This is a genomic window from Nocardioides caldifontis, from assembly GCF_008087345.1.
Lineage (GTDB): Bacteria > Actinomycetota > Actinomycetes > Propionibacteriales > Nocardioidaceae > Marmoricola_A > Marmoricola_A caldifontis.
Window position 1 is genome coordinate 135,064 of the sequence record NZ_VHIB01000013.1, and the last position, 12,721, is coordinate 147,784.

General features: G+C 71.6%; 11 protein-coding genes and 1 riboswitch. Of the genes, 4 read left to right on the top strand and 7 right to left on the bottom strand.

Annotated elements, in window-relative coordinates:
* Positions 1–16: 16 nt before the first annotated feature.
* The 5 genes from FIP57_RS19735 to FIP57_RS19755 form a co-directional block, all read right to left on the bottom strand.
* Positions 17–589 (bottom strand): YdeI/OmpD-associated family protein, encoded by a 573-nt coding sequence (locus FIP57_RS19735; RefSeq protein WP_148575266.1) that lies wholly within the window; start codon positions 587–589, stop codon positions 17–19.
* 1 nt (position 590) lies between these two features.
* Positions 591–1,823 carry an ROK family protein gene (locus FIP57_RS19740; protein WP_148575267.1) on the bottom strand — a complete coding sequence of 411 codons (1,233 nt, stop codon included), beginning with the start codon at positions 1,821–1,823 and terminating at the stop codon, positions 591–593.
* A complete protein-coding gene (locus tag FIP57_RS19745; protein ID WP_148575268.1) occupies positions 1,820–3,100 on the bottom strand; it encodes a sugar ABC transporter permease in 1,281 nt (426 codons plus the stop codon). The genes FIP57_RS19740 and FIP57_RS19745 overlap by 4 nt, the downstream gene beginning before the upstream one ends.
* Positions 3,100–3,903 carry an ATP-binding cassette domain-containing protein gene (locus FIP57_RS19750; protein WP_148575269.1) on the bottom strand — a complete coding sequence of 268 codons (804 nt, stop codon included), beginning with the start codon at positions 3,901–3,903 and terminating at the stop codon, positions 3,100–3,102. The genes FIP57_RS19745 and FIP57_RS19750 overlap by 1 nt, the downstream gene beginning before the upstream one ends.
* Before the next feature lie 106 nt (positions 3,904–4,009).
* Positions 4,010–5,143, bottom strand: coding sequence for a sugar ABC transporter substrate-binding protein (locus tag FIP57_RS19755; protein ID WP_148575270.1), 1,134 nt, complete (start codon positions 5,141–5,143; stop codon positions 4,010–4,012).
* A 166-nt stretch (positions 5,144–5,309) separates the two neighbouring features.
* On the opposite strand from FIP57_RS19755, the gene FIP57_RS19760 reads away from it, so the two are divergent.
* A complete protein-coding gene (locus FIP57_RS19760; RefSeq protein ID WP_148575271.1) occupies positions 5,310–6,200 on the top strand; it encodes a Gfo/Idh/MocA family protein in 891 nt (296 codons plus the stop codon).
* A gap of 9 nt (positions 6,201–6,209) precedes the next feature.
* Positions 6,210–7,358, top strand: a complete 1,149-nt coding sequence (locus tag FIP57_RS24355) for a polysaccharide pyruvyl transferase family protein (RefSeq protein ID WP_148575272.1) — start codon at positions 6,210–6,212, stop codon at positions 7,356–7,358.
* A 4-nt stretch (positions 7,359–7,362) separates the two neighbouring features.
* On the opposite strand, the gene FIP57_RS19770 is transcribed toward FIP57_RS24355, so the two are convergent.
* Positions 7,363–8,826 (bottom strand): protein adenylyltransferase SelO, encoded by a 1,464-nt coding sequence (locus FIP57_RS19770; RefSeq protein WP_148575273.1) that lies wholly within the window; start codon positions 8,824–8,826, stop codon positions 7,363–7,365.
* A 284-nt stretch (positions 8,827–9,110) separates the two neighbouring features.
* Here FIP57_RS19770 and FIP57_RS19775 point away from each other — a divergent pair, with 284 nt between their 5' ends.
* Together FIP57_RS19775 and FIP57_RS19780 are read left to right on the top strand one after the other, a co-directional pair.
* Positions 9,111–10,013, top strand: a complete 903-nt coding sequence (locus tag FIP57_RS19775; protein ID WP_148575274.1) for a glycoside hydrolase family 16 protein — start codon at positions 9,111–9,113, stop codon at positions 10,011–10,013.
* A 205-nt stretch (positions 10,014–10,218) separates the two neighbouring features.
* Positions 10,219–10,357: riboswitch (cyclic di-AMP (ydaO/yuaA leader) on the top strand.
* 3 nt (positions 10,358–10,360) lie between these two features.
* Positions 10,361–11,233 carry a glycoside hydrolase family 16 protein gene (locus FIP57_RS19780; protein WP_148575275.1) on the top strand — a complete coding sequence of 291 codons (873 nt, stop codon included), beginning with the start codon at positions 10,361–10,363 and terminating at the stop codon, positions 11,231–11,233.
* A gap of 63 nt (positions 11,234–11,296) precedes the next feature.
* Here the strand turns inward: FIP57_RS19780 and FIP57_RS19785 are convergent, their stop codons facing one another.
* Positions 11,297–12,577: a hypothetical protein gene (locus FIP57_RS19785; RefSeq protein WP_148575276.1), complete on the bottom strand. Its 1,281-nt coding sequence runs from the start codon at positions 12,575–12,577 to the stop codon at positions 11,297–11,299.
* Positions 12,578–12,721: the final 144 nt, after the last annotated feature.

A 12,721-nucleotide genomic window follows, 5' to 3' on the forward strand; every position in this document is an offset into this window, starting at 1 on the left:
CCATCGAAGCCGAGGGTCAACCGGCGGCGCCACCCGGGGCGGCATCCGCCACCGCGGCCTCCACCCGTCGTGCCCGCGTGTCGGGCCGCTTGGCCTGCGCCAGCGCGAGGAGGTGCTGCCGCCGCCGCGAGGGAGCCATCGCCTCCCACCTCTCGCGGACACCTGCCGCCTCGAGCGCCACCGCCAGGTCGTCCGGCACGACGAGCGCCTCGACGTCGTCCAGCAGCGACCACGAGCCGTTGGCCTGCGCCACCTCGACGGCGGCGCGCCCGGCCGGCTCGAGCCGCCCCTCGGCCACGAGCCGCTCGATCCGCGCCTTGTTCGTCCCCGACCAGCCGCTGCGCGGGTTCCGCGGGGCGAACCACAGCATCGACCGCTCCTCGTCGAGGGTGCGTTGGGTCGCGTCGATCCAGCCGAAACGCAACGCCTCGACGACGGCGTCCTCGTAGTCGAACGGCTGCCGCCCGGTCGACCGCTTCGCGGTGACCAGCCACACGCCACGGCGTACGGCGTGGTGGCGCTCGAGCCAGGACGACCACTCCTCGAGCGACGCCGGCTCGAAGAGCTCGGCCTCGTCCATCACGCCCATGTCAGGCAGGGTCCTCCCCCACCGGGTCGGCGAGCAACGGAGCGAGCGCGAGCTCCGCGGCGCCGATCAGCGGAGAGTCCTCGCCGAGCCCCGCACTGCGCACGTCGACCTCCTCGAGGAGCGCGATGCGGGAGGCGTGGCCGATGCCGTCGTGGACGACGTCGGGGCGCGCCCGCCAGACCTGGTCGAGCACCCCGGCGACCACGATGACCCGGGGGTCGAAGGCGGTGACCACGTTGGCCAGCCCGACGCCGGTCCAGTACGCCGCCTCGTCGACTGCCTCGGCGCACCGCTCGTCACCGGCCTCGGCCGCGCGGAGCACCTCCTCGACCGCGTGCGACCCGCCGCCGGGGAGCCGACCGGCACTGGTGAGCAGCCGGTCGACGCCCACCTTCGTCTCCCAGCAGCCGGTGGCGCCGCAGCGGCACTCGAGGCCGCGGCTGTCGACGAGCAGGTGGCCGACCTCGCCGCTCCCGCCCTGGGCGCCGTGGAGAAGCTTCCCGCCGCTGATCACTCCACCGCCGATGCCGATGTCGCTGCGCACGTAGGCGACGTCCTCGACGCCGACGGCAGCACCCCGCAGGTGCTCGGCGGCCACGCCCAGCGTCGCGTCGTTGTCGGCGACCACGCTCATCCCGAGCTCCTTGGAGAGCAGCTCGGGGAAGGGAGCGTCGACCCAACCGAGGTTGGGCGCGAAGCGGATCAGCGCGTCGGTGCGGCGGACCACCCCGGGGATGCTCACCCCCACGCCGACGCACCGGGTGTATCCGCCCGGTTCGAGGAGCTCCTCGCTCTGCCGGGTGACTGCATCGACGACGTGGCGCACGTCGTGCTGCCCGGGCCGGTGGCGCCGCGAGGTCCGCCGGAGCACGACCCCGCCCAGCCCGACGAGGGCGACCGTGATCCGGTCGACCTCGAGCGCCACCGCGAGCGCGGTGACGTCGGGGCGGGGACGGACCACCAGGGAGGGTCGCCCGGTGCGTCGGGCCGACCGAGCCGGCTGCTCCTCCGGGGGCTCCTCGGTGACCAGCCCCATCGTGACGAGCTCGGCGGTGAGGTCGCCGATGGTGCTGCGGTTCAGCGCCAGCTTCGAGGTCAGCTCGGCACGGCTCGTGGGGCCGGCGACGTGCACGTGGCTGAGCACGGCGCTGCGGTTGGACCGCCGGACCACCTCCTGGCCTCGAGCGGCCCGCGACCCCGGACCACCGAGGCCGCGGACCGTGGGGCCGCTCATACCCGCCCGGTGGCCGCTGCCCTGCGCCGGCTGACCGCGTCGACGCTGGCCGCCAGCAGCAGCACCAGTCCGGTGACGATGAAGACCCGCCCCGACGGCTGGTTGAGCAGCGCCATCCCGTTCTCGATCACCGCGACGACGAAGCCGCCCATCACCGCGTTGGCCACCCGCCCCTTGCCGCCGAAGAGGCTGGTGCCGCCGATGACGGCTGCCCCCACCGCGAACAGCAGGGTGAGCGACCCACCCGTCGACGGCGACACCGAGTTGGTCCGGCTGACGAGGAGGATCCCGCCGACGGCGGCCAGCGTGGAGCACATGACGAAGCAGGAGAGCCGGACGCGGAACACGTTGATGCCTGCGCGCCGCGCCGCCTCGGCGTTGCCACCGACGGCGTAGACGTGGCGGCCCCACGCGGTCCGGGTCAGCAGCCAGGTCAGGGCGACCAGCAGCACGACGAGGACCACGACGACGACCGGGACGCCCTTGAGCGAGGCGATGATGACGTTGCGGCTGCGCTCCTTGCTGAGGTACGCCGTGGCGGCGACGAGGATCACGGCCAGCGACCCGATCTTCAGCAGCGACAGCGAGAGTGGCTGCCCCTTCAGCCCAGCCCGCCGGCGGGCCGACGCGGTGAGGAAGGTGTTCGCCGCGTAGCCGGCGATGAGGACGGCGCACAGCAGCCAGCCCAGCCACAGCGGAAGGTTGTCGTTCATCACCGCGAGGATCGTCTCGTCGCGGATCGGGATCGTCCCGCCCTCGCCGATCAGCACCAGCATCACGCCCTGCAGCCCGAGGAAGGCGGCCAGCGTCACCACGAACGACGGGATGCCGAGCCCGGCGACCAGCATCCCGATGCAGGTGCCGACCACCGCCCCGGTGACCAGGCAGACGAGCACCGAGGGGAACCAGTGCCACCCGTGGTCGGTCAGCACGATCGCGAGCATGCAAGCGGCGGTGCCGGCGGTGAACCCCGCCGACAGGTCGATCTCGCCGAGGAGCAGGACGAAGACCAGCCCCATCGCGATGACCGTGACGCCGGCGGCCTGGTTGATCAGGTTCGCGAAGTTGAACGCGTTGGTGAAGGCGTCGAACTTCAGGCTGGCGAAGACGATGCAGAGGAAGACCAGTCCGAAGAGGGCCGGGAGCGAGCCGACGTCGCCGCCCCGCACCCGCGCGAAGTAGGCGCGCGCCTGACCGGCGAGGCTGTCGTCCTCCTCGTCGGGGTGGTACTCCTCGAAACCGGGCTGGCCCGAGGCCGCCGTCGTCGACGTGCTCATCAGGCCGCCCCTCCCTGCATGCCGAGGTCGCCGGAGCGACCCGTGGTGATCAGCTCGACCACCTGGCTGTTGTTGACCGACCGGGCGTCCACCTGGGCCACCATCTGGCCGAGGTAGAGCACGGCGATGTCGTCCGCCACCTGGAAGACGTCGTTGAGGTTGTGGCTGATCAGCACCACGCCGAGGCCGCGGTCGGCGAGCCGACGTACGAGCTTGAGGACCTGCTCGGTCTGGGCGACGCCGAGGGCCGCGGTCGGCTCGTCGAGGATCACGATGCGGGAGTTCCACAGCACCGCGCGGGCGATCGCGACGGTCTGCCGCTGGCCGCCGGAGAGGCTGGCGACGACCGTGCGCACCGACTTCAGGGTGCGCACCGACAGCCCCTGGAGCACCTCTTTGGCGCGGGTCTCCATCGCCGCCTCGTCCAGCCGTCCGGCCCTGGTGAGCTCGCGGCCGAGGAACATGTTGTGGACGACGTCGAGGTTGTCGCAGAGCGCGAGGTCCTGGTAGACGACCTCGATCCCGAGGGCGCTGCTGTCCTTGGGCCCGTGCACGGTGACGGGCCGGCCGTCGAAGAGGTACTCGCCCTCGTCGAAGGCGTGGATCCCGGCTATCCCCTTGATCAGGGTGCTCTTGCCGGCGCCGTTGTCCCCGACGAGCGCGGTGACCCGCCCGGGGGTGATGGAGAAGTCGACGCCGCGGAGCACGTGCACGGCTCCGAAGCTTTTCTGGATGCCGCGCAGCTGAAGCAGCGGCCCGGTCCCCGCAGTCGGCTGCGGGAGCTCGGTGGAGGTGGTGGCCATGGTCTTCCTGGTCCTGGTGCGGGGCAGGGGTGCCCGCCCGCGAGCAGTCGCGGACGGGCACCTCTGTCGGTCCCCTCGGTCGGTGTGCCGGCAGTGGTTCCCGGCGCTACTGGATGCCGGCCTCTTCGCAGAACTTCGCGAACTCACCGGTGCAGACATCCTCCGCGGACTGGAAGCCGTCGTCGATGACCTTCTTGACGTCGTCCTTGAAGATCGCCTCCGGGGTGGCGAGGACGGACTTCACGTCCTCGCCGGTCTCGGTGTCCGGCACCGAACCGGTGGCGAGCTCGTCGGCCGCGGCCTCGTCCTGGTTGATCAGCGCGATCGCCAGGTCGGAAGCCGCCTTGGCCTCGAGGGCGGTGTTCTTGTAGACGGTCATGCACTGCGTCCCGGCGAGGACCCGCTGGAGCCCCTCGACGCTGGCGTCCTGGCCGGTGACCGGCACCTTGCCGGCCAGGCCGTTGGCCTTGAGCCGGGCGACGATGCCGCCGGCCATGGTGTCGTTGGCAGAGACCACGCCGTCGACCTTGCCGTCGTTGCTGGTGTAGATCCCGTCGAAGGCGTCGGCCGCCTTGTCGGCGTCCCACTCGCCGGTCTGGTCGCCGACGAGCTTGTAGTCGCCGGTGTCGATCTTCGGCGTGAGCGCCTCGACGTAGCCCTCCTTGAAGAGCGCCGCGTTGTTGTCGGTCGGGTCGCCGTTGATGTAGGCGATATTCGCCTTGGTCTTGCCGGCGTCGTCGAGGCACTGCTGCAGCCCCTGCCCCATCAACCGGCCGACCTCGACGTTGTCGAACGACACGTAGTACTGCGCGCCGCCACCCAGGGTGAGCCGGTCGTAGTCGATGCTGACGATGCCGGCGTCGGTGGCCTTCTGGAGGCAGGCCCGGCCCGACTCGGAGTCGAGGTTGACGATCATCAGGACGTCGACGCCCTCGTTGATCATGCTGTCGCAGATCGTGCCGAACTTGGCGACGTCGCCCTCGGCGTTCTGGATGTTCGACTCGATGCCGGCCTCGTCGAAGGCGGCCTGGAGGCTGGGCCGGTCGTTGGCCTCCCAGCGCGGCGAGCTCACGGAGTCCGGGAGGATCACGCCGACGCTGCCGGTCGACTCGCCTCCGCCCCCGCCGCCGCCGCCGTTCGAGGAGGAACCGCCGTCGTCGTCGCCGCACGCGGCGACGGTGAGGGTCAGGAGCGTCGTCGCGCCGAGCGCGACGGCGCGGTTGATCCTGCGTCTGGTCATGAGGGAGCACCCTTCCCTACGTCGTGACCGCCCGTGATCGGCGTCACATCTAATGTTGTCGCCGACAACTTAGTCGGCCTTCCGGCGCGTGTCCATCCTCCCCGGAGGTGTGTTTGGGGTGGCTCACAACAAACGATCGGCACTACGGTGCCTCCAGGAGGTCACCATGAGGTTCGGACTGGTGGGCACCGGCCCGTGGGCCACCGGGGTGCACGGTCCCGGGCTCCGCGCTGCCCGGGACGCGACGCTCGACGGGGTCTGGGGGCGCGACGGGGAGAGGACGCGCGCCCTCGCCGACGCCCTCGGCGTCCGCCCGTACGACGACCTCGACGACCTCCTGGCGGACGTGGACGCGGTGGCGTTCGCGGTGCCCCCGTCCGTCCAGGCGGAGCTGGCGCTCCGCGCGGCCCGTGCCGGGAAGCACCTGCTGCTCGACAAGCCCGTCGCCACCGACGTGGCCGCCGCCCGGGCCCTCGCCGAGGTGGTGACCGAACAGGGGGTCGCCTCGGTGGTGTTCTTCACCGACCGGTTCTCCGAGGTGGGCTCCGCCTGGATCGAGGAGGCCCGTCGCACCGGTGGGTGGCGGGGTGGCGAGATGCGGTGGCTCGCCGCGCTCGCCGAGCCCGGCGGCCAGGGCTACCCGAAGTCCCCGTGGCGCTTCGACCGCGGAGCGCTGTGGGACATCGGGCCGCACGCCCTCTCGACGATGATCGCGCTCCTCGGCCCCGTGGACAGGATCGTCGCGGTCGCCGGGCAGGAGGACCTGGTGCACCTCGTGCTGACCCACCGCTCGGGCGCGACCAGTACCGCCACGCTCGGGATCTTCACCCCGGCCGCCGCCGAGACGCAGGAGGTGTGGCTCTGGGGCGACCACGGGCTGACCACGATGCCGGGGCAGACCGGCGCCGACGCGCCCGCGGCGTTGGGCCGCGCGGCCGACGCGCTGGTCCGCAGCGCCACGACCGGAGAGCCCCATCCGGCCGACCTCCGGCTCGGTGTCAGGGTCGTCGAGCTGCTCGCCGAGGCGGAACGCCAGAAGGGCGCTCGTGCTGAGTAATCTGCGGCCGTGAACCATTCCGCGCGGGGCTCCCGACGGGAGACCATCTACCTGGTCGGCACCAGCGGTCACCCCAACTTCGGCGACGAGTTCATCACCGCGGCCTGGCTGAAGTTCCTCGCCGGCGTGCGCCCGCAGGCCGACGTCTGGCTCGACTGCCCCGTGCCCGGCCAGGCCGCCCACTTCTTCGGCGGGATGCACCCCCGGGTCCGGTTCACCGACACCCTGTGGCGGCTGGTCTGGGACACCGCCTCGCTCGAGCGCGCGGAAGCCGACCAGCTCATCGACGAGCGGGTCGCCCACTTCGGGACGCCCCGCTACGACATCGGGCTCCAGGCGGCGCGCCACGCTACGACGATCCACGTGCTCGGCGGCGGCTACATCAACGCGATCTGGCCGCACCACGCCGGGCTGCTCCGCGCGGCCCGTGCGCTGCGCGAGCACACCGGGGCCCGGCTCGCCGCGACCGGCCTCGGGCTGGTGCCGGCGCCGACCGAGCCGTCGCTGCTGGAGTCCCTCAAGGCCTTCGACCACGTCGGCGTCCGCGACCGCCCGAGCGCCGAGCTCGCCGGTGCCGAGCTCGGCGCGGACGACGCCTTCCTCGAGGTCGCCCGGATGAAGGTGGCCGACAAGCGGCCTGCCGAGCCCGGTGACGTGTGGGTGTGCCTGCAGAGCGACATGTCCGACCAGACGGTGTTCGAGGCGGCGGTCGAAGGGCTGCGCACGACGCTCACCAGCCCTGCGTTCCAGGGCCGGACCGTGAGGTACGTCGAGGCGATCCCCGGCGTCGACCACGCGGCGTACGAGCGGCTCGAGGACCTGATCCCCCGCGAGAACTTCGTCCCCTTCCTCGGGCTGTGGGAGCAGGAGTTCCCGGCCCGTCCTGGACAGACGTGGCTGACGTCGCGGTTCCACCTCCACCTGCTGGCCGCGGCCTGCGGCGCGGAGGGGGTGGCGATCGAGGTGAGCCGCGACTACTACCGGGTCAAGCACGAGTCGCTGCTCGACGCCGGCACCGGCTGGTCGGTCGCGCCCGCCGGTGCGACCGTGCTCCCCGACCCCTCGCTCGCCCCGTCGTTCGCCGCGCGGGCCAAGCAGCTCGCGCAGGACAAGTGGCGCGAGGCGCAGGTGGTCTACCCGAAGAGCCGGCGGCGCTAGCCGCTCAGGTCCCGCAGAAGGTCCGGTAGGGGCCGAAGCTGTCGGGCGCGGGCTCGGCGTACCGCTCCAGCCCGGGCCGCTCCTCGAACGGGCGGGTGACTACGTCGAGGAGCCGGTGGAACGGTGCCAGGTCACCGGCCGTGGCGGCCTCGAGCGCCTCCTCGACGAGGTGGTTGCGCGGCACGTAGGCGGGGTTCACCCGGTCCATGGCGTCGGGGTCCGGGTCCAGCGCGCGCCACCGGTCCAGCCAGGCGTCGACGCCGGCGAGGTCGAGCACCAGGGCGCGCGCCGGCTCGGAGTCGCCGCGCGCCGCTCGGGAGAGCCGGCGGTGGAACGACGTGTGGTCGACGTGGTTGTCGCGCAGCAGCGCCAGCAGGTCGTCGAGGAGCGGCCGGGTGACGGCCTCGTCCGCGGTCTCCGGGATGCCGAGCTTGGCGCGCATGCCGGCCACCCACGCCGCGCTGTACTCCCGGCGGAACGCCCCGAGGAGCTCGACGGCGATCTCCACCCCCTCGTCCTGCTCGTCGTGGAGCAGGGGCAGCAGCGACTCGGCGAACCGCGCGAGGTTCCACTCGGCGACCACCGGCTGGTTGCCGTAGGCGTAGCGGCCGCCCTCGTCGATCGAGCTGTACACGACGGTGGGGTCGAAGGCGTCCATGAAGGCGCAGGGGCCGTAGTCGATCGTCTCCCCCGAGACCGTCATGTTGTCGGTGTTCATCACGCCGTGCACGAAGCCGACGAGCATCCACTGCGCGACGAGCCGGGCCTGGGCGGAGACGACCGCGGCGAAGAACGCCCGGTAGGGGTGCTCGGCGTCGGCGGCCTCCGGGTGGTGGCGGCTGATCGCGTGGTCGGCGAGGCGGCGGAGGAGGTCGAGGTCGTCGGTCGCCCGGGCGAGCTGGAACGACCCGACGCGCAGGTGGCTGCTCGCGACCCGCGCCAGGAGCGCCCCGGGCAGCACGGTCTCCCGCTGCACCTGGCGGCCGGTGGCGACGACGGCGAGCGAGCGGGTCGTCGGGACGCCGAGAGCGTGCATCGCCTCGGAGACCAGGTGTTCGCGCAGCATCGGGCCGACCGCGGCCAGCCCGTCGCCGCCACGGGCGAACGGCGTGCGGCCTGAGCCCTTCAGGTGCAGGTCGCGCAGCTCCCCGTCGGCGCCGGCCAGCTCCCCGAGGAGGAGCGCGCGACCGTCGCCGAGCCGCGGAGAGTAGAAGCCGAACTGGTGGCCGGCGTAGCCCTGCGCCACGGGTGTCGCGTCCGGCGGGACCGCGCCACCGGTGAGGAACCGCAGCCCCTCGTCCCCGGCGAGCCACTCGGCGTCGAGCCCGAGGGACTGCGCGAGGCGCTCGTTGAGCACGAGCAGCCGTGGGTCCGCGACGGGCTGCGCCTTCCACGGGATCCCGAGCTCGGGGAGCTCGGTGGCGAAGCGGTTGCCGAGGGCGACGGTGCGGGACGGGGCGACACTCACCCCATCGAGCGTACGTGCGGCCTGGGCTTCCTCGGCCTCCGCCGGTGACGGGGCGGTGGGTCAAATCTGGCGCGCGCAGACGTTCGTCCCTTGCGTGGCGTCCCCCGGATGCAAGAGGCTTCCTCCCGCGGGTGCTCAGTCGTCTCCCCCGTCGGCTGAGCACTCGCCCATGTCCGGCCCCTTCGCAGCCGTTCGGCGGCGGGGTGTCCTGAGGTCGACTACCCTGCTGGAGGCGGATCCGCGCGGAGGATGGGGGCCGTCGGAGCTGTTGGGAGGCAGTGGGAGTGCAACCGCGTCTCGCCGTGGGCGTGGCCACCGTCGCCGCCCTCGTGGGTGCCGGCTGGACCGTGCCCGCACCCGCCTCGCCGGCCGCTGCCACCCCCGCTGCCATCCCCGCGGTCGCCCAGGTCGCCCAGGTCGCCCAGGTCGCCAAGCCGAAGAAGCCGAAGAAGCCCAAGCAGCCGGGCAGGTCCCCGTCGGGGTGGAAGGTGAGCTTCGTCGAGGAGTTCGACCGGCTCGACCCGCGGCGCTGGAACCGGCGTCACAACACCAAGCACGCCAACGAGGACAGCTTCCTGCTGCAGGGCAACGTCCGGGTGCACCGCGGCGCCCTGCGTGTCCAGGCGCGCAAGCAGCGCGCCGGCGGCCGTGCGTACACCTCCGGCTACGTCGACAGCATCGGCAAGGTGTCGCTGCCCAACTACTTCGTGGTCAAGGTGCGCGCGAAGGTCCCGATGGAGCAGGGGCTGTGGGCCGCCCCACTGTGGCTGCGGCCCACCGACTTCTCCGGCGGCGAGATCGACCTCGTCGAGACCTACGGCTTCGAGCGCCGGCCGCTGATCCACCAGACGATCCACACCGACTACGGACCGGGACACCGCAAGTCGGCCAGACCGACGCCGTTCGAGCGCGTGGGTGACCGGACCGGCCGCAAGTGGCACGTCTACACCGTCGTCAAGACGCCGGGACGCATCGTGATGAAGGTCGACGGCAAGCGGACGGCCACGTGGCGCACGGGCTCACCGAGCTGGTTCGCCCGCTACTACGAGGCCGGCAAGCGGTGGAGCATGCGGATCAACCTCCAGGTGGGCGGCGACTACGGCGGGCTCCCCGACCGCACCACCGACTGGCGCCGGCACCGCAGCACGATGTCGGTCGACTGGGTGAAGGTCTGGACCCGGCGCTGACGGGGCGTGCCAGCGCGGAGCTGGACGGTCCAGGCAAATACCGTCGACGGTCTAAGCCACTCCTGTCGCACTATGTGGCGATTTAAGAAATGGCGTCCCTAATGCGCCTGGAGAACTTCGACCCCCTTTACCTTTCGGGCCCGAGGTGCGGTTACATTTCCGTCCGCACCACGGCCCCCGAACATCCGTTCAGGGGACGCCCCCACACACCCTCACGCCTAGTCCGGACCAGGTCCGGAGCCGGGGACCCACCGCAGTCCCGGGGTGAATCGACCACCAGGTCGTAGGGCCACCTTTCGGCCCGAACCCGTCAGCTAACCCGGTCGGCGTCCGAAAGGACCAGACGCATGCGCCTGCCCGAATCCAGCTCCTCCCGCATTTCCGTGCTCCGCTCGCGCCGTCGTACGGCGTTGACCGCGACCGCGGTCCTCGCCCTCGCCGGGCCGGTCCTCGTCGGCGGGCTCTCCTCGCCCGGCGTCGCCGGCACCACGACGAGCACCGGCTCCACCTCGCTGTCGGGGTGGAAGCTCGACCTCGACGACGGCTTCAGCTCGATCAACACCTCCCGCTGGACGGTGAAGAACAACGCCGCGCACAGCAACGAGGAGAGCTACCTGCTGTCCCGCAACGTCACCGTCTCCTCCGGCATCCTCAAGGTGCAGAGCAAGAAGGAGAGCATGGGCGGCCGGAAGTACACCTCCGGCTACGTCCACAGCCGCGGCAAGTACACGCTTCCCAACTACTTCCGCGTCGAGATCCGCGCCCAGGTGCCGCTCGAGCTCGGGATGTGGGCGGCTCCGATGTGGTTCCGCCCTGCCGACGGGTCCGGCGGCGAGATCGACCTCGTCGAGACCTACGGCCACGACATCAAGAAGTTCGGCGAGTACCGCGTCCACCACACGGTGCACAACGCCTACGGGAAGGGTCACCAGACCAACCAGAAGCAGAAGGTCTTTCCCGGCGACCCGCGCGGGTGGCACACCTACGTCATCGAGAAGACCAAGGGCAAGATCGAGATGTTCGTCGACGGCCAGCGCAAGGGGCTGTGGCAGCAGGGCGACCCGACCTGGTTCAACAGCATCTTCGAGGCCGGCAAGCGCTGGTCGATGATCATGAACCTGCAGATCGGCGGCCACCGCGGCTCACCGGACTCCACCACCCGCTGGGGTGACCGGACCGCGATGAAGATCGACTACGTGCGGACCTGGACCCGCAGCTGACCCCAGGACGACAGGACCCCTCCGGCTCCAGCCGGAGGGGTCCTGTGTCGTTCAGGGGGCCGCTCAGTAGGGCAGCAGCCCGAGCCCCGGGTGCAGCTCACGGGTGAGCCGCTGCTCGAAGTGGCCGATCCACAGCCCGGCCCCGGTGAAGTAGAGGTCGTAGCCGCCGCGGCCACCCTCGATGCTCTTCGTCGGGTTCCAGGAGAGCGCCCGGCCGGTGGTCGGCGAGATCGCCCCCAGCCCCTGCCGGGAGACCGACCCGGGACCCGGGGTGTCGCGGCCCTGCGGGTTGTCGAGCCACCGGAAGTGGCCGGAGACGAAGACCGCCTGGTTGGTGACCGCCACGGAGTGGAAGGTGTCGCCGCCGGAGTAGTTGATCCAGACCGGCTCCTGGTTGGCCGAGTCGGTGTTGCGCCACCAGGTGACGGTGTCGCAGAGCCGTCGGCTGTTCGGGGCCGGTCCGCCGGTGGTCACGATCGCGAAGTTGTTGCCGTCGACCGACCAGTCGACGTCACGGGTGTAGTGGCGCAGGGTCGTCGAGCAGTCCTCGTTCCAGCGCGTGGAGTACCACCCGGAGACCGATGCGGACGTCGAGCCGAGGGTGAGCATCGCGGCCTGCTGGCGGGGCTGGCCGCCGATCGCGGTGAACGAGCCGAGGATGACCATGCGGGTGCCGGCCGGGTTGACCGAGAACCGGTAGACCTGCGTGTTGTACCCCTGCTCCTGACCGGTCGCCTGGGTGTTGCGGAAGTAGTCGTCCGGGGCACCCGTGGTGGGGTTCACGCCGACGATGCCGCCGGGGAAGGTGCCCGCCACGACGAGCCGGTTGCCGACCAGCTGCAGGTCGGTGACCTTGCGGATCGAGGTCGGGAAGTTGAAGGCGGTGTCGACCCGCTGGTTGAGCAGGTCGTACTTCACGAGCCGGTTGACCGCGCGGCCGGTAAAGCGGGTGAACTCGCCGCCGATGTAGAGGTAGCGGCCGTCAGGGCTCGGCTCCATCGCCCACACCTGGCCGTTCACGTTCGGCGCCCAGGCGGACACCGCTCCGGTGGTGGCGTCGAAGGAGAACAGCCGCGTGCGCGGGTAGGTCACGGTGCCCGTCGCGTTCTGCACGCTGGTGAAGTCGCCGCCGGCGTACATGGTGTTGCCGATCTGGCGGAGCTCGTAGACCCCGGCGTCGGTGCGGGTGCCGTCGTCGACCACGCGAGGGGTCCAGTCCGCCGCGTTGGTCTGCGGGAGGCGCGGGATCGTCGTCCCCGCCTGCGCCGCAGGTGCCAGGCTGACGCCCAGGCCCAACGCGACGGTGAGAGCCAGCAGGGACGCCGCTCCGGAGCGCTTGCGCATGGTGTGGCGCCGTCGGTGGGGGTGTCAGATGAGCTGTGTAAACGGTCGGGCTCGTCGGCGGGCAGGCTGTGCCTGCTCGTGGAAGGAGACCTACCGGTATGTCAGAGCAGAAGCCGACCTCGAAGTCCAAGTCCGCGCGGGTGC